13 protein-coding genes and 2 pseudogenes are annotated in these 20,752 nt (G+C 58.9%); 3 read left to right on the plus strand and 12 right to left on the minus strand.

The features are described 5' to 3' along the window. Positions 1-1,015 precede the first annotated feature (1,015 nt). The 3 genes from XH88_RS35595 to XH88_RS35605 form a co-directional block, all read right to left on the minus strand. The gene (locus XH88_RS35595) at positions 1,016-1,798 is read right to left on the minus strand and encodes an SDR family NAD(P)-dependent oxidoreductase (protein ID WP_271672856.1); all 783 of its coding nucleotides are present in this window, start codon (positions 1,796-1,798) and stop codon (positions 1,016-1,018) included. Between the two features lie 390 nt (positions 1,799-2,188). After that, entirely contained in the window at positions 2,189-3,100 is a 912-nt protein-coding gene (locus tag XH88_RS35600; RefSeq protein ID WP_271672857.1) for a 3-keto-5-aminohexanoate cleavage protein, read from the minus strand. 417 nt (positions 3,101-3,517) lie between these two features. Beyond that, the gene (locus XH88_RS35605; protein WP_271672858.1) at positions 3,518-3,739 is read right to left on the minus strand and encodes a hypothetical protein; all 222 of its coding nucleotides are present in this window, start codon (positions 3,737-3,739) and stop codon (positions 3,518-3,520) included. Between the two features lie 1,065 nt (positions 3,740-4,804). Between XH88_RS35605 and XH88_RS35615 the strand changes: the two genes are divergently transcribed. Beyond that, complete coding sequence (locus XH88_RS35615; RefSeq protein ID WP_271672859.1) at positions 4,805-5,098, plus strand: transposase; 294 nt, start codon at positions 4,805-4,807, stop codon at positions 5,096-5,098. A gap of 1,453 nt (positions 5,099-6,551) precedes the next feature. On the opposite strand, the gene XH88_RS35620 is transcribed toward XH88_RS35615, so the two are convergent. From XH88_RS35620 to XH88_RS35655, 8 genes are all read right to left on the minus strand, one after another. Beyond that, the gene (locus XH88_RS35620; RefSeq protein WP_271672860.1) at positions 6,552-7,742 is read right to left on the minus strand and encodes a serine hydrolase domain-containing protein; all 1,191 of its coding nucleotides are present in this window, start codon (positions 7,740-7,742) and stop codon (positions 6,552-6,554) included. A gap of 183 nt (positions 7,743-7,925) precedes the next feature. Beyond that, positions 7,926-8,756: an ABC transporter permease gene (locus XH88_RS35625; RefSeq protein ID WP_271672976.1), complete on the minus strand. Its 831-nt coding sequence runs from the start codon at positions 8,754-8,756 to the stop codon at positions 7,926-7,928. Positions 8,757-8,761: 5 nt separating this feature from the next. Then, a complete protein-coding gene (locus XH88_RS35630; protein ID WP_271672861.1) occupies positions 8,762-10,015 on the minus strand; it encodes an ABC transporter permease in 1,254 nt (417 codons plus the stop codon). A gap of 73 nt (positions 10,016-10,088) precedes the next feature. Further along, complete coding sequence (locus tag XH88_RS35635) at positions 10,089-11,144, minus strand: ABC transporter substrate-binding protein (protein WP_271672862.1); 1,056 nt, start codon at positions 11,142-11,144, stop codon at positions 10,089-10,091. A 109-nt stretch (positions 11,145-11,253) separates the two neighbouring features. After that, positions 11,254-12,348: an ABC transporter ATP-binding protein gene (locus XH88_RS35640; protein ID WP_271672863.1), complete on the minus strand. Its 1,095-nt coding sequence runs from the start codon at positions 12,346-12,348 to the stop codon at positions 11,254-11,256. Positions 12,349-13,836: 1,488 nt separating this feature from the next. Next, positions 13,837-14,625 carry an SDR family NAD(P)-dependent oxidoreductase gene (locus XH88_RS35645; protein ID WP_271672864.1) on the minus strand — a complete coding sequence of 263 codons (789 nt, stop codon included), beginning with the start codon at positions 14,623-14,625 and terminating at the stop codon, positions 13,837-13,839. A 40-nt stretch (positions 14,626-14,665) separates the two neighbouring features. Continuing rightward, positions 14,666-16,129 carry a 3-hydroxyacyl-CoA dehydrogenase NAD-binding domain-containing protein gene (locus tag XH88_RS35650; protein WP_271672865.1) on the minus strand — a complete coding sequence of 488 codons (1,464 nt, stop codon included), beginning with the start codon at positions 16,127-16,129 and terminating at the stop codon, positions 14,666-14,668. A gap of 25 nt (positions 16,130-16,154) precedes the next feature. Next, positions 16,155-17,045 carry a 3-keto-5-aminohexanoate cleavage protein gene (locus tag XH88_RS35655; protein WP_271672866.1) on the minus strand — a complete coding sequence of 297 codons (891 nt, stop codon included), beginning with the start codon at positions 17,043-17,045 and terminating at the stop codon, positions 16,155-16,157. Between the two features lie 285 nt (positions 17,046-17,330). Between XH88_RS35655 and XH88_RS35660 the strand changes: the two are divergent. Then, positions 17,331-18,397 (plus strand): annotated as a pseudogene (locus tag XH88_RS35660) (IS5 family transposase). Further along, positions 18,397-18,751: pseudogene (locus XH88_RS39140) on the plus strand (hypothetical protein). Before XH88_RS35660 ends, XH88_RS39140 begins: the two co-directional pseudogenes overlap by 1 nt. Before the next feature lie 1,009 nt (positions 18,752-19,760). On the opposite strand, the gene XH88_RS35670 reads toward XH88_RS39140, so the two are convergent. Beyond that, positions 19,761-20,708, minus strand: a complete 948-nt coding sequence (locus XH88_RS35670) for an HpcH/HpaI aldolase/citrate lyase family protein (RefSeq protein ID WP_271672867.1) — start codon at positions 20,706-20,708, stop codon at positions 19,761-19,763. Positions 20,709-20,752 lie beyond the last annotated feature (44 nt).

Below are 20,752 nucleotides of genomic sequence, written 5' to 3' on the forward strand. Positions count from 1 at the left end.
CTTGACTCCTTACCGCAATCGGTCGTCCCGTGAGTTGCTTCTCGTGATCAGCGGTTTCATTGCCGCTGGCGAATTTAAAGTACTAATTGCGATCGGGGTACTACCTGCTCTAGTCGGATTACCTCGTAAGAGCGTCAGCGTCCCTAAGGCGCTAGTAGGCTGCGGCGTACCTTCTGCGAGCGCGTGAAATCAGACTCGCCCTCCAAGGGCCTCCAACCGAGTCTTTCGAAAACGATCGTGCATTTTGTTTGCGGTAGGGGGAGGGCGCGTCCAATGGGTCAGCGCTGCGCTCTAACCGAAGTGTGAACATAATCAGCGAGGTCACATTTACCGGAGGCCAAGCTATGCAAGATCTGGGATGTTCGCGGGCGAGTGCGATCGAACACCGATTTGAGTGAGAGTCCTCGCGGATCTTCTCGGTGATCTCGCTGACCTGCTGCATCCGTCCAGCGGATAGAAGCCGCCAAATAGGCACTAAGCCTTTCTGACTCGGAGGAGATCTCATAAGGTTCAGAACGCGCTGCTCGTTTGTTGCGGTCTATCGCGCGCCACTTGGGACGATTTCTTCAACCATCAGCCGCGAGGTCCACCGCATCGCGGGGCGGATTGCAACGGGCTGAGGATTCTGATCAGACCGGATGGGATCAGGGGCGTCGCCTCAAGCTCTGCAACTGGCTTTCCGTCTGTCCTTGAGGCGGACAGTATCAACCAGCCCCGGAGGCCCGTTTTGTCCGAACGACCAGTTGCAGATGCGAGCGCGCAATCCGGAACCTCATGGATCGCAATGTGCCATTGTTAGCTTTAATCTGTAATAAGCAGGGGCGCGGCTTAATCGTCGCGACCACTAGACCTGCCCTTCATCTGCAAGCCGGCGGTACCCGGGGCATGCTCCGGGCTTGGGGCAGGCGACATTGCTTTCGCTCGCACATCACGCATCAGCTTGCCGAGCTCATTCACATCGAGGCGCACGCAAAAGTGCGTAGAGGGATAAGCCCGAACAAGACTCTTCGCTTCGTCACAATATTAGATGCATGCCGGCGTCCATACGCACACATTCACCGGTCATGTTACTCGATGCCGGGCTTGCGAGGAAGCAGACGAGCTGCGCGATGTCCTTTGCGGACGAGACGACCTTGAGCGGCACACGCGCCACAACAGAATCGCGCACCTGTCGGGCACCCGGCTCGCCTCTCAGCTTAGTGAACCATCTCGTATCGATATACCCCGGACAAACGGTATTGACGCGAATGGAAGGCGCCAGGGCTCGCGCCAGGGACTGTGTCATGGCATTCAGCGCACCCTTGCTCGCTGAGTACGCGACCGACGAACCGTCACCGTTGATGCCGGCTACTGAGGAGACGTTCACGACGGCGGTTGGCCGTCCGCTGGCGTCTGCGCCGGCTTGCAGTAGCGAGCGTGCTGCTCGGATCATTTGGTATGGCCCGATGGTATTGACGGCATAGATGCGTTGAAAATCGTCCGCGGAGAGCCCGTCAAGATCGTGACACGGCACATACTTTGTGATGCCAGCATTGTTGACGAGGAGGTCGAGCCGGCCCCAGGGTGCGGCAGCTGCGACGATCTTCTTGCAATCGTCATCGCGAGAGACATCGCCTTGCACCACGACGACCTCGGCCGCACCCGCCTTCCGGCAGACTTCACACGTAGCCTCGGCTTCGTTCCAGCTCTTTGAGTAGTTAACAATTATGCGCGCGCCTCCTTCGGCCAAGAGGCCTGCCGTCGCCGCTCCGAGCCCCGACGCCGCCCCCGTTACGACCGCACAGAATTCATCCTTCATCGTTCCCTCTTTCTATCATCGAATAGAAGCAGGCGCGCCACTCCTTTATGGACGTCGAGGTGAATGAGACCTTGTTCGCCCCTGGGCCGCCACCAGTCGTCACTCTCGCGATTGATTGTGAATAAATGCGCCTCTCGTTGGCGTTGGCGGCCGGCGGGAGGACCCTAACGCAGTGACTGGCGATAATTTCGAGACTTACCTCTCGAGCGTGTACCAACCACCACAGTTTGTCGCGACACACCATCTGCTTAACGTCTAGGCGCTTCGCCGCGGACTGCTCACGAGCCCACACGCGCGCACCGCGTCCGCCGAGGGTTCGACGAGTGTCATCGGCTCTTTCCGCGACATCCGCCGCGCCCCGCGGGCCCCTTGTGCGCAATTTTCAAGTTCCTAAACATGCTTTGCCTCTCGGGCATGAACGTTGAGTTTGAGCTTCTCGCGCATCTGGCTCGGGCTAAGCACCCGCACCCCGATCCAATCGAGGATCTCAATCGCCCGTTGCACGAGCTGGGCATTAGTTGCCAGCCGCCCGCGGGATAGATAGAGGTTGTCTTCTAATCCCACCCGCACGTTCGCGCCGCACAAAGGGGCCAACGCAGCATATGGAAGCTGCATTGGCCCCACCGAGAAGGCGGAATAGACGGCGCCCGGCGGGAGCTGGTGCACCATCGCCGTCAGCGTGGTCAAGTCGTTCGGCGCGCCGTAGCCAACGCCCATGCACAGCTGGATCAGCGGCGGATCCCTAATCAGCCCCTCTTTAACAAGGTCGTTAGCCAATTGCAGATGACCGGTATCAAACACCTCGAGCTCAGGATGCACTCCAAGCTCTTGAATGCGTCTTGCCATCGCGCGCAGCATTCCGGCGCTATTGACCATAATGTACTCGCCGTTGGACTTGCCGTTCATCGAGCCGCAATCGAGGGTGCAGATTTCGGGGCGTAGATCTTCCACGTGTGCCAGTCGGTCAAGCGCACCCACCATATCCGTCACCGGGTCCGGTGGTAGTGGAGAGTCAGGCCCAGCCAGCACGAGGTCGCCCCCATTCGCTGTAGTCAGGTTGATAACCGGATTTACGTCCGACCTCCGAATGCGCTGCACCACTTCCCGATAGAGCGCAAGATTTAGCACGCCCCGACGGGTCTTGTGATCACGAACGTGAATGTGCACCGCCGCCGCTCCTGCTCGTGCGGCCTCAATCGCCGAATCTGCGATTGCCTCTGGGCTCACGGGCACATATGGGCTCCGGTCCACATTCGATCCCCCTCCTGTAATCGCACAGGTGATGAACACTTCTCGGAGCATCTCCATCTTCTCCTTTAGCCGCCGCGCAAGGGCAACCGACAAGTTTGTGACGTTCGCCGATATTGGCGTGCGAGCGTACATCGCTTTGGCGCATCGAGCACCATCATTCGGACCCTTGGTGACAGTGCCCCTGCGAGCGTTTGGCTGCGCAGTCCTCAACCCAGCAATCGGCGTGCCAGTCGAAGAAATCCCTCGCGGCTCGCCTGGCGAACACATGTGGTTAGCAGTCTCGCATTTGATGACCCTGCGATCGTTGGATTTCGTCGTGTCGTAGCCAATCAGACATGCCTTGTGCTGGAGCCCTATATGACGCCGATAGCCTCTGCCGAGCTCGAACGACTGCTCTATGTTCCTGCACCGATGGCGATCCTCATGGTCGACGCACGTGCATCAGTGCAAGGTATGCTCTTCAGGCAACTACCGAGCGATGGTTTCGCTCACCATCTTACAATGAGCATCCTTCAGCGGGCTTGATAGCGTAATAATCGTCTTGAGCTGCTGAGGTTTGATGGTTTCATGAATCCGGAGCTGGGCGATGACGAGACGGGAGCTCACTCGCGAGTTCAACGTCCAGGCTGTCAAGCTGATCCGGGAACTTGGGGTGTCGATGGCGGAAGTGGACGTGACCTGCACATTCATCAGAATGCTCTGCGCATGCGTGAAGAAGCTCGGCTCCGATCAGTCGCAAGCTCTTTCCGGTCACGGGCAAACGAAGCGAAGCGGTATGAGATCGAGCGGAGCGACGTGAGGGCGCCAAGCTGAAGGCCGGGATATTGAAAGCAACTATCGAGGCCGTTGCACGTCTGCGCCGGACAGAAACAACCTTTGGTATCCTCTACATAACTTGTCCCTCCTGCTCACCAGTGAACGGAGGATGCCATTGCGGGCGCGACCGCGACGTCGACGTTTACCGAAGGATGACGGTGATCGACCCCTCGAGAGGTTGCCAGCGAACCTCCTGGACGGACACAGTTCGCTGCGGAGCGGCCGAAGCAGAAGTGGATCGCCGGGCTTCACCTGCCTGGACGGCCGAAGGTTGGCTCTATGTCACAGCAGTGATCGACCGGTTCTCGTGACGGACGCATTTCTGATGGCCTTCTAGCGGCGTGGCAAGCCGGATGCATCACTCCTAGCAGTGGTAGCCAGGATTGGCTTCGAGTGGTTGACGCAACGCCGAATATTGCGAATGGCCGGCCTGTTGTTCCATTCCCCAACCTCGAGAACGCTGAAATATTGGCCTCGCTTACGCAGAAGGTCCGCGCTCTCGCGGCCAGTTTGTGGTGGTCCGAGCAGCTACGTGATCGTCGCGACGCAGCAGAGCGGGGAGAAGAAAGCCGCGACCGACACTGCTGGTGTCCAGCAACGGCGCCGATGCCGACCGACTACACCATCGATCCAGCTGCGGGGACAGATCGTGCGCCACGGCTTGCCTCCCCGCGGTGAACACCGATCGATGCACGTGCGGATACGGAATTAACATTAACAGACGGAGAGATACACGCACCTACCGACATTGGGGGTACGCTAAGTCAGCCCTGCGGCAGTCGAGCCCTCCTGATCGCACGCAAACAGCTTCTCGGGCGGCTGATCGACGTGGAGTTTAGTATCCGCGGGATCTTGCGTGGCTTTGGGCTGAAGGTTGGCCTGGTGACGCGGAGGAATTTTGAAGCGCAGATTCGAGAGTTAGTTGCGGGGTAAGCGACGTTGGGAGCGCATCGCGTCAGCGATGCCTTCGGCACGATCGGCCTTGAAGGCGGAGTACGGAAGGCCAACAAGGCTGTGCTGGCAATTCTGCGTGACGATGCGGTTTGTCGCCGGCTCATGACAGTGCCGGGCGTTGGTCCCCTGGTGGCGGTTACCTACAAATCGGCGATTGATGATCCTCGTGGCATCGTAAACTCTAAAGCGGCGGGCGCGCTGTTCGGGCTCACGCCGAAGAAATTACCAATCAGGAGAAAAAGATGTCAGGCGGATTCACGCTGGCCGGAGACGAGATAGTGCGCACGGTGTTTTTATGAGGCGCCAACGTCCTGCTCTCACGCATCATGCGGTTCCCAAAACTCAAGCGGTGGGGGATGGATGTCGCCACGCGGCGAGCCTCAAAGCGCGCAAAGGTCGCCCTGGCACGCAAGCTCGCAGTGATCCTGCATCGGATCTGGATCGGCGGCGGACTGACGCCGGCCCGATCGCAGCATAGAAAACGTGGAGGAGATCAAGAACGCAACCGGGGTGAACTGAAGCTCGGTGCCCGAAGTCCCGTCGCCGGGACGGTGGATCCGGTGAAGCCGTTACACGGCCAGTGGTCGTCATCTGGCGAACCACGCGTATCTAGATAGGCTCACCGCTCCCTCTGATAGCATGATGTGGCGGCCAGGCGTTCACCACGGACAGACAGTCGCTATCTTCGTCCCGGCCGGGGGAGTTCTGGGTCTGTTGGCGATCGAGATTGTTCTTGAGGATCTAGCTGACTGTACTGTAGAAAAGCGCGCCGGTCTCAAGCGCACGGCGGCACGCGGCACTCGCGGCCATATTACCTTGGCAAGCCGTAGATGCCGACACAGGCGCAAAATCTTTGCTTGGGTTGCGAACACTCCGCGCGATCTGCGCCGACGTGCTCGGGTCGTATGCTTGTGGTTCGAAGAGCGTCATGGGCTGCAAGGCGATTGCCGTGGTGAAAGACTTGCGTGGCCCAGATGCGTGGCACAGCCGTCTCGCGTAGCAATCGGTGGGGACACCGAGTAGCAGTGCTTTCCGATCGCAACGTGGTCGAGCTCCATCCCGCATTCCTCTACTCGGGAAAGACGTAGCGCTTGGCCGGCAGCGGCTTGTGCGCCGAGCGATAGATCTCGTCGAACAACGCGCGGCAGCTCGCACCGAGAATGACCCGACACGCGTTGTTGACCCCGCATTGCCTCGTCAGGAATGCTCCTGAACGCTGAGTTGTTGCCTCAGGTAAATTGCTCCCAATGCCACAGAGCGCAGAGGCGGCGACGAGGCGGTTAAGCATGGCGACGCGCACGGAACTGAAGTCTGTTTTGGCATGGGCTTACGGGATGCCGAGTCGAGAAGGGTCGCATTCTCGACGAGCTCCTAGCGGTTACAGGCTTCCATTGGAAGCATGCGATGCGGTTTCTGCGTTCCGGCCCTGATAGCGGCCGGATAGCGGGTCGACGCAATCCATGCCAAACAGACCGCAAGCGGTGACCGACAACCATTTTGGCGGGAACTCGAAATACGGAGACTGCTTCGCTTCGCTCGGTCCTCGTTTTCAGTGCAGCAGCCAGCCATTCGTCTCAAAGACCAGCAATTCTTGCTCGCCCGCGATCGCGACCTGCGGTCAGCTTGGCACGCGAGGGCGTCACACTACACCGCTGCGCCAGCCGCGTGGTATCCCCTAGCATAGCGCATCTCCAGGCAATACTTGTGGTGTCCGGGAACGCGTTCTGGAGGATCAGTTCCGACCTAACGCAGCACGGATCGCAGGCATCACGACGCTCCCAACTTCACTACGTGGCCTGCCGAGATGATACGAAAGCTTGACTGCCGCGAGTTCAGCATTCGGATCGACATAAATGACTTGCCCTCCATAGCCGTGCGCTAACAAGGCGCCGCGGCTAGAATTGTCGATCCACCAAAAGTTGTGGTAGCCCGTTTGCCCGCATTCCTCATAACTTCCAAAGCGCCAGCCTCTGCCGTGCCGAGTTTCTTCTATCCAGTTGCGCGGAATAATTTGGCGCCCTTCAAAAGCGCCGCCTTCGACCAACAATTGGGCGAACCGGCCTAAGTCACGTATCGTCGCGCACAATCCACTCGCGGAAGTTCCGAAGCCGCTTTCGTCGACGACGATATAGGCATCGCGTTCGGCGCCCATTGGTGCCCAGATCTCGTCACTGATCAAATCGGCAAGCAACCTTCCGGATGCCCGCTGCAGTACGAAAGCCACCACGTCCGTTTCGATGTCGCGGTACTTGAAGGCGGCGCCGTGTGGCCGCTCTGATTTGTCGAGGGACAGGATCGCCTCCCAATAGGTTCGTGGCCACCCCGGCTTCTGCTGATGGTGCCAGACCGAATTCCATAGGGGCGTAGCATCAAAAGTGACACCACTTGCCATGTCGAGAAGCTGCTGCACCGTTGCTCCTTTGTAGGCGGTCGCCTCAAGCTCCGGCAGATAGTGCGTAACCGGTCGCTGAACATCAATTAAACCCTTGTCTGCCAGGATGCCGGCGAGCGTCCCCGTAAACGATTTCGTCACGGACATCACTAGATGATGTGTATGAGGGGCGAAGTGATTGAAATAGCGCTCAAAGACAATCTGTCCCCTGTATAAAACCAAGAAGCCGTCTGTGGCACTTCGCGCAAGGAAGTCGTCGACAGAAACTTTGCCGTCTTCAAGATTGATCATCACCTGTCCAAGAGGCTGAACTGACTCTGGCAGCGGCCGCACCAGGCCTGATCCCCGCCATATCGGCGCCGTTGGCATCATTTCGCTGGTGTGGAGGTAAGTCCAGCTGCTCCAAGGCTCTTTAATCCAGTCCTCTCGTGGAATTAATGGAGCGCCGGGATTGCGCGGATGGCGGCACGTGGCCGGATCTGGCAATTCGCTGCGGGCTGGCACGCCAGTGGCAGGCGTCATGTTCTTCATAATCTCCATCTCCTTGTAGTCCGCGCTCCGTGCCAGTTCGAGAGGTGCGCTTTCTCGGTGTCGGCCAATGGATCGCCCACGAGATCCCGATGGCAGACCTGTGGGCCCACGATGCATCTCGACGTTAGGCAAATTCACTAGATTTGGTTCGGTGGCGACAGGTCTCACATGCGACAGGAACTGTCAGTTGTTGCGGATGCCGCGCAGCCGTTCCGAGCGTCGGCGCAGCAGTTCGATCGCAGCCAGCATGGCGATGGAGAACACAATGAGCACAGTGGCAGCGGCAATAATGGTCGGACTCAAATACTCGCGGACGCCTGCGAACATGACCTTCGGCAGAGTACGCTGCTCGGGGCCAGCGACGAAAAGGGCGACCACTACCTCGTCAAAGGAGGTGAGGAACGCCAAGAGCGCACCGGAGATCATGCCCGGAAATATCAGAGGCAGAGTGATCTTGTAGAAAACCGTAATCGGCGGCGCGCCGAGCCCAGCAGCCGCGCGAGTGAGCGAGTGATCGAATCCTATGAGAGTTGCGGTCACTGTGATCACGACGAACGGAGTGGCCAGCGTGGTGTGGGCCAGAATCAATCCAATATAGCTATTGAGCAGTCCGACATCGGCATAGAAGAAATACACGGCTACAGCGGTGATTATGACCGGGACGATCATGGGCGAGATCAATATGCTCGTGACCGCCGCGCGGCAAGGGAAGTGCGGGCGGCTGAGTCCAAGCGCGGCAAGCGTGCCCAGAATGGTTGAGAGCAGTGTAACTGATATGGCGATGAAGACCGAGTTGTGCAGCCCGGTCTGCCAACGCTCAGCTAGGAAGAACTCCTGGTACCAGCGCAACGTAAACCCTTGCATCGGATATGCGAAGAAGGGGATAGAATTGAAGGAGAGCGGAAGTACCGTCAGGATTGGCCCGATCAGAAACAGTATCACCATCCCGCAAATCAGCCGATGCAGATAGCGCCAGCCCTTTTCGATCGGAGAAGCATAAGGGAAAGCGGCCATCATTCTCAACCCATCTTGAGCTGATCGACGCCGACCAGCTTATTGTACACATAGTAGAGCAGCAGAGTCGCGGTGAGCAGGATAGCGCCAAGGGCTGAAGCCATACCCCAGTTGAGCTCCTCGTTCGTGTATCGTGCGATGAAGTAGGCGATCATCTGGTCGGACGGCCCGCCAACCAGCGCAGGCGTGAGGTAGTAGCCCAGACAAAGGATGAAGGTTAGGAGGCAGCCGGCGGCGATCCCAGGTATCGTCTGAGGAAAATAAACCTTCCAAAATCCGTAGAATGGGCCGGCGCCAAGCGAGCGGGCAGCGCGGACATAGTTGGGCGAGATCGTTTTCATGACGCTGTAGATTGGCAGCAACGTGAGCGGCAGTTGGATATGCGTCATGGCCACTATCGTGCCAACCCGATTGAAAATGAGCTCAGCGGGTTGCGATATGATATGCAACGTCATTAACACATCGTTGACTACCCCGTTAGACTGAAGCAGCACAACCCAGGCCGTGGTGCGCACCAGCAGAGAGGTCCAGAACGGCAGCACCACAAGCATCATCAGCAAGTTGCTGACCCTAGATGGCAACGTCGCCAGGAGATAGGCTAATGGGAAGCCCAGCAATAAGGTGATGGCGGTTACGCCGATGCTGATGCCGAACGTGCGCAGGAAGACGTCACGGAAGATCGCGCTATCCGTCGGCAAGGCGACGATCTGGCTGTCGGGGCCGTATTGATAATCGACCGAACGTAACAGGTAAGAGGGCGTGTAGGACGAACCTCCGCGCTTCAGCACGGCCCACACCTCGGGCTGAGCCCAGAGCGGATTGATTTCGATCAGCGCCGCTTTGTAGGGGCCGGTGGAAAGCGCATTCGCCTCCCGAGAGCTCGACGCTACTTGGCTGGCTGCGCCCGGCAGTTCGAAGTTAATCCGCTTTCCGATCGCGCCCGCCGTTTTTTGCGCCCAAGCGTGCTTGAGATCCGCAGCGAGAGCGGCATAGGCGCCCTCGCTGGGGAGATCCTTGCCGTCCCAAGCGCTGAGCGCTGCCGCGGTTTGCGGCATCAGCTTCAACAGCGTATTGTCATGAACCGCGTCGAACATCATCCGGGCGATCGGAAAGATAAAGGTAATTAAGATAAACAGCAGGAGTGGCACCGCGAGGGCGAATGCCCTCAGCTTGCGCCGAGCCTCGACCCGCTGCAGGTTGATTCGCAACGGAATATGGACTTCGGCGTTGCCGGCGACTTGGACGGCCATCGTCACCATCGACTCCTCAATTGTCTCTCTCAGAATGTCCGAAATGGCGAGGAGAACTGAAGTCCGCCTCGCCGCTCATTAGCTATTGCTGCACTACCCAAGCCGTAAACCGCTGGTTCAGTTCATCTCTTTTGTCGCCCCAGAAGGAGTAGTCAAACTCCAGACTATTAGCCATGTGAGCGGGCGAAGTGGTAAGGTTGGGCCCGATCGTCGGATCGACGAGCGCCATCGCATCCTTGTTAGCGGGACCATTGTTTCCGTAGCGCGTCATGTCAGCCTGCGGTTTGGGCGAACCGCCGAAGGCGAGGAATTTATAGGCCTCGTCCAGATGCCGAGCCCCCTTGGGAATCACCCAGAAGTCCAAGCTCAACATCTGGGCGTCCCACATAATCTCCAAAGGTAGGCCAGATTCCTTCACGGCGTTGTTGATGCTACCGGACCACGCAGTGGACATGACGACCTGGCCGTTCCCCAGCAACTGCGCGGGCTGCGTGCCGGCCGTCCACCAGATGACATCCTTTTTGATAGTGTCGAGCTTCTTGAAAGCACGATCGACGCCTGCTGGCGTGGCGAGAACCTTATAGACGTCCTTGATGAGCACGCCATCGGCGACAAGTGCCCATTCCAGATTGGAAGTTGGACCCTTTTGCATTGCGCGCTTCCCTGGGAATTTTTGTAAGTCGAAGAAGTCGGCAATGGTCTTCGGCCCATTCTTTAGCTTAGTTCTGTCATAGGCGATGACTGTGGAGGATGCATGATGCGGCACCCCGCAATCTAGCGTCTTGTCGTCCCCCAAGAATTTCGTCCGGTCAAGGCCCAGCCTATTCCAGTTGAGCGTCTCGACGAGTCCGTGAGAGCAAAGCTCCCCGATGCCGACACCCACGTCGAGCACGTCCCAGTTGACGGTGTTGGTCTGGACCATGGCGCGGACTTTCGAGACCTCGCCGTTCCACTGGTCCTCGGTGATTTTGATGCCGGTCGCCTTTGTAAAGGGCTCGAAGAAAGACTTACGCAGTTGCACGTCCTGGTAGCCCCCCCCCCAGGAGATGATCGTTAGTTGCTCGCTCGCGAAAGCAGGCCTTGGCGGCAACAACGCGCCCGCCGCGAAGCCTGCTGCGGCCAAGGCACCGGTAACCATCAATATTTTCCTCATCGTCCGCTTCCCCTGTTAGGCGCCCCCCCCCAGAATGGGGACGGCTTTGCCGAAAACCTGACCATCGCCCTCGCGGCGAAGCCTCGAACCATCTTCATGACGCGTCGAACGCCCGACAATCCTCCGTTTTCCAGCCGACGGTGATCGCCGCACCGGGCTCGAGCTGCACCACACCATCCGAATTCGGCAGCTTGATCACAAAGTCGTTTTGGTCACAGACCGAGATCCGCGCACGCACGTGGTCGCCCAGATAGATCACCTCCGCAATCTGCGCGCCGAAGACGTTGGGCAAGGAGCCCGGCGCAGGGCTCAGCTTCACTCGTTCAGGACGCAACGACAGCACGGCCGACCGACCGACTCCCGCGACATTGACAGTCGTCGCTCGCACGTTGCCCGCGCCTGGGACTTCCACTTCGCATATAGCGCCATTCATTGCGACGACCTTACCTTCCAGTCGGTTGTTCTCGCCGATGAATTGGGCCACGAAAGCGTTCTGCGGCCGTTCGTACAGTTCGCTGGGCGCGGCGAGCTGCTGGATGACTCCATCATTAAACACAGCTATGCGGTCCGACATCGTCAACGCCTCGCTCTGGTCATGCGTCACATAAACCAGAGTGACGCCGAGATCCTCGTGGATATGCTTGATCTCAAGCTGCATCTGCTCGCGCAGCTGCTTATCCAGCGCACCGAGCGGCTCATCCATCAGAACGAGCTTGGGATCGAAGACGAGCGCGCGGGCAAGCGCGACACGTTGCTGCTGCCCCCCGGACAGCTGGCTTGGCCGGCGCTTACCGTGTGCACCAAGCTGAACCATATCGAGCGCGCGCTTGATTCTGCTCTCAACGTCGGCCCTGCCGAGCCTGCGCACCTTGAGCGGGAAGGCGAGATTCTCCTCCACGGTCATGTGAGGGAAAAGCGCGTAGTTTTGGAACACCATGCCGATGTCGCGCTTATGCGGAGGCACGTTGTCGATCGAGCGCGCTCCCAGAAAGATAGAGCCCTGAGTGGGCATCTCGAAGCCTGCAAGCATCATGAGAGTCGTCGTCTTGCCGGAGCCGGAGGGCCCTAGCATAGTCAAGAACTCACCTCTCGCGATGTCCAAATTGAGATTCTTAACGACCAGTGTTTCGCCGTCGTAAGTTTTCTGGATGTCGGAAAATTTCACGAAAGCATTATTCGCGTCCGGCATTTCCCTTCTCCCAGCTCCCGGCGACTGTTTCGCTAATGTGCCGCCAGTGACTGCCAGACCACGATTACTATTGGAGGCTTGCGTGCTGCCGAGCGCGCGGTGGAGACCGGAGGGGCAGGCCTGCATGAGACGTCTACGATTAATCAAATGGAGCATTCCTTCCCTACTCGCACTCAACTCTGCGACATTAGGGTCGCCAGAACATTTGTATGTTCACCGAAATATTACCGGGTCGCGCAAGCTGAATTTCATTGATATCGCCCCTCAAACAGCAGAAATCCTGCAGCCTACCCGGCAAAGCGCGATGATTTGTGCTCATCTACAACCGTGGCCTTGGGGCAATGAAGCCAGCAACGCATGGACGAGCTCATAGGAGTGCTCGTGCGATCGCTTGAGGTGGCGATTGCGTCTTTTCCGCCGCAAGGGCTCGAGCAAGACGCCATGCCGAAGACGCCCGGCCCCGAAGGTCTCATGTCGCAACCATGTATTTCGAGCAGTACGGCGAAAGTTGCCGCTTCGCGCAATTCGAGAATCGGTTCAGACCTGCGTGGCCGTCAATCATATGATTTCTCGCGGCCCGCCTCTTCGACTTGGAACGAGGCTGCCCAATGTGAAGACGGTGCGTCGTCTTGGATCACGTTACGCGCCGCGTCGCGAAGCTCTTGTCGCCGCGGATCTGCTCAACTTGGCCAATTGACTGGGGGGTGCGGTCGTCGCCGGATTGGATAAAAGACCGGTGCACAGAATGTGAGACTTGGTCCTCGCGAACGGTCTACTGGGTTGCGGCGAGCGCTTGAGCTACGAACTGTGCACTCAACACGTAGCCCATTTCAGGCCCAGTCTGCGGCCGCGGAATCGGTCCTGGATGCGCTCGACCTCAACAGTGTCGAGCACCTCCTTCATGGATACGGCGTCGTTACTTTGCAAGGAATTCCAGCTTTGTAGGCCGAAATTAGGAAAAGGCTAAGAAATTAAGCCAATGCAATCACTCGACCGCCGCAGCTTATTCCGAAATGGCATCCCGACGATTTACCACCTCATCGCCACGGCTCCTCTCTCGCTGTTTTCACTCTCTTAGATCGTGGTCGGGCGGCCAGCAAAACGAAAATCCTTCCCGCCGTTCTTTATTGGCCGAGTTAGACAGGTACCGGTGTCGAATTTCTTGACCGATATGATCGATAAACCTCGTGCGATTACCTAGTCGCGGCCGCAGCCGGTCATAAGTCGAACTCTAGCCCGGCGATGATTGAGCACCTACCCGCCGCCACACGGGGCGGTAAGATCGATTTGGTCATACAGGTGGTCTCGACCACTCAATCGGAATCGACACAAACGCGAGCTTCGATGCTTTCACGAGCCTTTGTTGGGTTACGGCGAGTATTGTCAAAAGGCCCGTGTGCCCGCGCCTACCGCGCTTTCATCGAGATCGAATTGCCTGCACCGGTCCGCGCCGCTAAGAACAATGCAACCAATTTCGGCGATAAAATACTAAGCAGTTGCGCCAAGATCGATCGGGAGGCAAACGCCATTGATCGCGGAAGCACCAGGACTTGCAAGGAAACCAATTGTTGCCGCGACCTCCCGAACGTCGACGAAGCGATCACCTGGTTGCCACGCGCGGAATTGCGCGATGACCTCGTCGGTGCTGATGCCTCGGCGTGTTGCTTGAGCCTCTACTTGGCCGCGCATTATCCCTGTTTCCATCCAGCCCGGCGCAACGGCGTTGACAGTCAGACCATGCGCAGCGCCCTCCCGCGCGGCAACACGCACCAGTCCGAGAACGCCGTGCTTAGCGGCGGTGTAAGCGACCTTCCCGGCCGCTCCGCTGTAGCTCGACACAGATGCTGTGACCACGACGCGGCCGCCGGGGGATCTCGTCAGAGCCTGCCATGCAGCCTTGATCGCGAAGAAGGGTCCGTCCAGCATCACCGACCGGAGCCGACTCCAATCTGCGTCTGGAAACTCATGGAGTGGGGCAACGAACTGACATCCCGCATTCAATACGAGAATGTCAAGGCGTCCAGCGGTTTTAACGACATGGGACACCATCTGCCGATTGCCTTCCGCGGTTGAGAGGTCCACGCGCAAGACATCCTCTCCGGCGATATCGACACCGTGCACGTCAGCGCCGCGCTCCCGAAGATCGTCAACGATAGCTCTTCCAAGCCCGCCCGCTGCTCCAGTTACAAGTGCAACTCGTCCCTCAAGCGACCAGCTAGGTTCATACGACTGCTTTTGGTAATGCAGTGGCGACGCATTTTTGTTCACATGGCTCATGGAAATCTACTTCTTTTTTCTAGATTAAGTGCGCTCGTGCTCAGCGCATCCGGATGCTTGCGCCAGCACGGTCCGGTCGTGGCAGGCTTGCATGCAGCCGCGCCAGTTCTAGCAACCGCTCGCGCATTGGCCCCTGCACCGGTGCGCTGCGTCTACTTTTAGCGTCGACGTGAATCAGCATCTGCTCGCCCATCGCAGCCGGCTTGTCGCCCCCCTCGCGCTTGATTACGTGGAAGAGATGCAGCCGCTTGTCATCGGCGCCGAGAACCTGCGTAAACACCTCAACCCGGTCGCCGGCGTGAAGTTCACCCAGATGGGACAGGTGCGTTTCGACCGTGTAATAAGTCCCCCTGTCCTCCAGGTCTTCGCTATTCGCCCGGATATAGCGCCCGACCGTGCCGGTGGCGTCGCTGCAGAGCTGGAGATAAGTGCTCTCAGCGGCGTGTCCGTTGCCGTCTATCCAACTAGACGGGATCTCTCGCAGCGTCCGCAACGGGCCGGAATCATGAATGGACTCAGGAGCGCGAGCGCGAAGCCCCTGTTCCCAGCGCGCGAGCGTCTCGCCTGGTCCGTAGCCCTGTGAGCGCAGCCCGTGCAGCAGGGCCACAAGCAAGTCGTCCCGCTTATGTTCGAGGGGCACGGGCAGCGGGTCGGCCTCTGCTTGCGCGTTTGCCTGCTCGACCACTTTGTCAAGGAATGCGGCGTCCATTTCGGGCTTTTCGGTGAGCCATGACCATGGCAACTTAAATGCCCATTGCTCCATAGACTCGCGAATACCGGTCCCGCCGCCAGCCATGCGGTAGGAACCGATGCCGGCTCGGATCAGCGCCCACGAGAAGCGGACCGCATCGTCAATGTCCTGCAAAGTCGCAAGATTGTCGCGCACCAGCCAGAGCGCCTCGCGCGAGATCGCATCCTGCAGCCGGTTCGCGATAGATCCGTCCACTTCTTTGCGTACCACGAGCGGGTGCATCCCAATTGCCCGGTAGATGGCCGCTGCCTGCTCCAACGCCTCGGACGCGGTGCGCTCACCGGCGCACAGTTCAACAAGAGGCAGCATGTACACAGGATGGAACGGGTGCGCGACGAGCAGGCACTCGGGACGGTCCATTTTCGCCTGCAGCAGAGACGGCCCGAGCCCCGAGCTCGAGGAACAGATTAGAGTCCCAGGCGCTGTCGACCGGCTAGCGGCCGCGAGCAGCTGTTGCTTGAGTTCCAGGCGCTCCGGCACGGATTCGTGCACGAGCTCCACGCCACGCACAGCGTCCGCGACTGACTCGACCACCGTCAGCGCCCCCTCCGGCGGCAGCGTGACAAGCGTCAGTTGTCGATATGCCCGCCGCGCGTTGGCCAGCACCTTCTTCACATGCTCGACGGCATTTGACGCAGGGTCGTATAGCCGCACGTCAACCCCATTAAGAATGAAGCGCGCCGCCCAACCGCCTCCGATGATACCGCCCCCGAGGAGCCCGACTTGCCTGGGAAACTTCTGGACGGGCTCCATTTCCCCAATCATGCTCTTTGATCTCTCAGGCATGAACTTTGAGCTTGAGCTTCTCACGCATCTCATCCGGACTCAGGACGCGCACCCCCATCCGCTCGAGAATCTCTACTGCCCGCCGTACGAGCTCGGCATTGGTGGCCAGCCTTCCACGAGAGAGATACAGATTGTCCTCTAACCCCACCCGCACGTTAGCGCCGGCCAAAGGCGACAACGCAGCATACGGGAGCTGCATCGGGCCGATTGAGAAAGCCGAATAAATGGCCTGTTTCGGGAGCAGGTGCACCATCGCCATCAGCGTGGTCAAATCCGTCGGCGCGCCGTTACCCGTGCCCATACAGAACTGGTACAGCGGGACACCATCAATCAGCCCATCTTTGACGAGATCATTCGCCAACACCAAATGACCGGTATCGAACACCTCAAGTTCGGGCTTCACTCCAATCTCTTTGCAGCGCGCAGCCATCGCGCGCAGCATACCCACGGTGTTGATCATGACGCCCTCGACGTGGCCCTTGCCGCTCTTTGAGCCGCAATCCAGCGTGCAGATCTCGGGGCGGAGTTCCTCGATGTGTACGAGCCGCTCACTCGCGGTTGCCATCCACGTTCCCGATGCCAGCGGCAGCGGAGCTTCCGGACCACCCAGCACAATGCCGCAACCCTCACCCGTGGTCAGATTGAGCACCGGATTCACATCCGACCGCCGAATGCGCTGCACCACATCCCGCCACAGCGCCGGATCCAGCGAGCCCTCCCGGGTCTTGAGATCACGCACGTGGAGATGCACTGCTGCCGCTCCTGCACGCGTAGCCTCAATCGCTGATTCAGCGATCTGCTCTGGGGTCACCGGCACGTTCTTCTGCCTCGGCGCGCCCCCGCCCCCTGTAATCGCACACGTTATGAACACCTCGGAAATCATTCCACCGTCTCCTGTCACTGAAAGCCTGAACCAGCCCCAGGGCGGGACGGATCAAGTGATAAGTTTGCTTCTCGAATAAATACCGGCCGGAGCGATCTGCATTTAAGCAATATCGCAGGTCGCTGCGCAGTAATGCTGCGCTTGACTGCCCCTACGCGACGTTTTCACCTTCTCAACTTTTACCCTGAGAGCGGCCGTCGCAAATCTAGCAGGCCGCTGAAAAAGGCGCTCGTCGCGGACGGGCGATCGTGATTCATTGGCTTCGACGAGATTCGGAGATGGTGCGTGCGCGGTGGCGACAATCGCCCAGGCGAGCTGTTCCGTTACGTTGATCTGGCGGCGCGGGTGCGGCGCGATCATCCGCTAAGAGCAATCCGGACCATGAGGCACTGTTGGCGCTGGAGCGCGAGTTTGCCACGCTCTATTCGCCAATTGGGCGGCCGTCGGTCCAGCCGGAGAAGCTGCTGCTGGCGATGCTGTTGCAGACATTTTATTCGATCCGCTCGGAGCGGCTTTTCACGGCGCGACTGGAGTACGACCTGCTGTTCCGCTGGTTCGTCGGAATTGGCGTTGACGACGCCGCTTGGGATCATTCGGTGTTCTCGAAGAACCGCAATCGGCTGCAGGTAGGCGACGTCGCGGCGAAGTTCCTGGCGGCGGTGCTGGCGCAGCCGAAGGCGAAAAAGCTTCTGTCGAGCGATCATTTTTCGGCCGATGGCACGCTGATCGAGGGCTGGGCCTTGATGAGTCAAGCCGAAGGACGGCTCCGGCGAGCCGCCGGCGTCAGGCGGCGGGCGCAATGCCGACGCGGACTTCCATGGCCGGAAACTCTCGAACGACACCCATGCTTTGACCAGTGATCCGGTCGCCAGGCTTTACCGCAAGGGCGAAGACCAAGCTGTGCTTCATCGAGCACGAGCTGGTGGAGAACCGCCACGGCCTGCTGGTCGACGCCTGCCTGACGCAGGCCGACCGACATGCCGAGCGGTGACCGCGCTGCACATGATCGAGCCTCGTGCCGATCGACCGATAGCGATCACGCTTGGCGCCGACAAAGCCTACGATGCAGAAGACCTCGTGAACGAGCTGCGCCCGATCAACGTGAGGTCACATGTTGCACAGAATACCATTCGGCTGCAGCTCTGCGATCGAGGGGCGAACGACCTGGCACGGCGTTATGCCGTCAGCCAGCGCATTCGCAAGCCGATCGAGGAGGCATTCGGCTGAATGAAGACGGTCGTGGCAAGAGAAGACCAGGTACCGTGGCCGTGATCGCGTCGCGTGGGCTTTTGCTTCCCGCCGCCGCCCACAACTTGGTGCGATTGCCCAAGCTGATCGCGGAGGCCGGCTGATGGCCAGAGTGCCCGGCTTCACTAAGACTTTCGCGGCCGCTGGCGCATCGTCGAAATGGACAACTGGGACAGCGCCTTCCTCGATCTTGTCAAAGAAGGTGCATCTCACCTTCGGGCAAGCCGATGGCGAAATCGCCCTTGGGACTCTCAAGGGCTTCCTGGAGTGCGCTATGGCACTCGCGGGGGATCGGCCTCCGCCGAGTTCTCATGGGAAGGGCACGAGAATGATCCGACCTGAGGTCACGGATGGGCTATGGTCGGCACCGCGCGCCGGTCGGCGGTTACTTCCACATCCACAATGGCGACGATGGCGGCAAAGCGCCAAGAGCGGGTGCCGCGACCGTCAGAAAGTGAGAATTGCTGCTGGATCGTGGCGAGCCCGCTCCTCGATTCGGGCACCAACGCCCTGTGGCACAGCTTCCGCCGCAAGACGCTCGCCAGTTAGTTCCCAGCGAACAACGCGTCGCTCTTACGAAGCTCCTCACGTAGGTGCGGCTCGCTGGCCATTCCGAGGCCCGCGTAGCCAGCTCAAACCCGGCCACCCATCATCACGCAAAGGCCATCAATCACCTCGATCGGGCAATCCAAAACATTCCGCACAAGTCAAGGCCTGGCATGGTGATCTTCTCGCGACGCTCACGCTTCGATCTCCGTTGTCACTTGACGGATCCGTTCTTCGAGGCGGAAGAGATCGGCGTAGAGATCGCCGACCAGACGCCGCATCACCGGTGATATCTCGTTTTCGCTCGTCTTCAAGCGCGCAGCAGCTCGAGCTTGAATATTCCAGCACCCTGACGCTAAGGGACGCCGTGCTCGAGGCACAAAGCCCGCATATAATTGATCGGACGCGTCCTTGAGCCGACTATCTGGTCACGTACCGGTGCAGCGCTTGGAGATCGACCTGATTGGCTTCCTTCACCGCGACGAAACGCATTGTCGGCCGCATCGCGCCTCTAAGATCGCACCGGCGTCGATGATGTCGTTCTTGTGAGATTTCATGTAGGCCATCACGAATTGTGCGGGGATCAAGTGCACGTTGTGACCAAGTGCCTGTATCTTCCGGGCGAGCCATAAAAGTGCGTCTGGGTTGAGGTGAGTTGAATTTGCGGCTGAAGAATTACTATTGTACGGTGTAAACGACACGTGCGAGTAAATTCGCGGACCGACAATCGAGTTCGGATTGTGGCGCGGTTCAGCCTGTTAGGCGTAAGTTCGTGGGAGTGACGCCGCCGATTGCGAACGACAGCCAATTAGGCCGAAATCAGCTATCGCCTCCATTGACGATGGCCTCCTGCCAGTTTTTTCTGCCGTGCGTCGCGATCGTACTCGCCAGTTCAACCGGATCAGCAATCGACCGGCCTTCTCAAAGTGGTGGCAGCTCGACGTTTGGAATGTCGCCAATATCAATTCCGACTTCCTGAGCCCTCTTGAGGACATCCATGGCAGTCCGAACAAGTGCATAGTCCAGCATTGTTGATTTGTGCCGAACCGCGCCCTCACCGCGGCAAGTGGCCTCCGCCAAGATGGACACGATGTCACGGGCCTCATTGATCTCATCCTGCGATGGCGAGTAGATTTCATTGATGATGGGGATATGGCTAGGGTGGATTGCTGACGCCCAAGACGCGCCCATGCGCTTCGATCTTTCGCCAATTCGTCGCACTAAGTCGAGGTCGTCCAGTTTCGCGGTCATGGCGCCTTCAACGTGTATAATCCCAGCAGCGCGAGCTTGCACCACCGAGTCGGCTCCAAAGCACATCCCCTCATCGGCCAAGTCATTGAACTGCAGGCCCAGGGACCGAGCCATGTCTCCACCTGGGGTGGGGCCGCCAGCACCGCCGGCCCGTTTGACCCTCTGGGATGCCATGCATAGTTGGTATAACTGGTATCTTCCCACTGCAGATTCCGGGTACGGACAAATCTCGATCCGGCCGACCGGGAGCCCACGCGACCTCTCGAAGTCCGCAAGCACGAGGTCCAGAGCGGCAATCTCTTCCGGATCTTCAGTCTTAGCTACCGCCACCCCATCCAGGCCAGCGATTACAACCGCGTTAAGGTCGTCTAGCAGATAGCCTGTTCGCCACCCATTGGCCCTCACAAAGCGCCCGAAGGGGCCGGTGCATAGCTCCTTGATAGCTACCGCGACCGCCTTGCGAGCTCCAGCTTTTTGACTAACCTCGACCGAGTCTTCTAGGTCGAACATCAGGGCATCCGCTCCATATTTGGGCGCCTTCAACATCCAGTCGAGTTTATTTCCAGGGACGTAGAGCATTGAGCGATACCAGCGAGCTTCTCGAAAGGTCTGGGGCATAATCTTCTTCCTTGTTCGGAACTCACATTTGCAACGCCGCATCG

This window comes from Bradyrhizobium sp. CCBAU 51627 (genome assembly GCF_028128765.1).
In the GTDB taxonomy this organism is placed as follows: Bacteria; Pseudomonadota; Alphaproteobacteria; order Rhizobiales; family Xanthobacteraceae; genus Bradyrhizobium.

Bases quoted from the DNA above. Each gene is read 5' to 3' on its own strand.
- XH88_RS35670 (WP_271672867.1), bottom strand. From the start codon at position 20,708: ATGCCCCAGACCTTTCGAGAAGCTCGCTGGTATCGCTCAATGCTCTAC.
- XH88_RS35655 (WP_271672866.1), bottom strand. From the start codon at position 17,045: ATGATTTCCGAGGTGTTCATAACGTGTGCGATTACAGGGGGCGGGGGC.
- XH88_RS35645 (WP_271672864.1), bottom strand. From the start codon at position 14,625: ATGAGCCATGTGAACAAAAATGCGTCGCCACTGCATTACCAAAAGCAG.
- XH88_RS35600 (WP_271672857.1), bottom strand. From the start codon at position 3,100: ATGCTCCGAGAAGTGTTCATCACCTGTGCGATTACAGGAGGGGGATCG.
- XH88_RS35620 (WP_271672860.1), bottom strand. From the start codon at position 7,742: ATGAAGAACATGACGCCTGCCACTGGCGTGCCAGCCCGCAGCGAATTG.
- XH88_RS35630 (WP_271672861.1), bottom strand. From the start codon at position 10,015: ATGGTGACGATGGCCGTCCAAGTCGCCGGCAACGCCGAAGTCCATATT.
- XH88_RS35640 (WP_271672863.1), bottom strand. From the start codon at position 12,348: ATGCCGGACGCGAATAATGCTTTCGTGAAATTTTCCGACATCCAGAAA.
- XH88_RS35605 (WP_271672858.1), bottom strand. From the start codon at position 3,739: ATGAATGTGCAGGTCACGTCCACTTCCGCCATCGACACCCCAAGTTCC.
- XH88_RS35650 (WP_271672865.1), bottom strand. From the start codon at position 16,129: ATGGAGCCCGTCCAGAAGTTTCCCAGGCAAGTCGGGCTCCTCGGGGGC.
- XH88_RS35595 (WP_271672856.1), bottom strand. From the start codon at position 1,798: ATGAAGGATGAATTCTGTGCGGTCGTAACGGGGGCGGCGTCGGGGCTC.
- XH88_RS35625 (WP_271672976.1), bottom strand. From the start codon at position 8,756: ATGGCCGCTTTCCCTTATGCTTCTCCGATCGAAAAGGGCTGGCGCTAT.
- XH88_RS35635 (WP_271672862.1), bottom strand. From the start codon at position 11,144: ATGGTTACCGGTGCCTTGGCCGCAGCAGGCTTCGCGGCGGGCGCGTTG.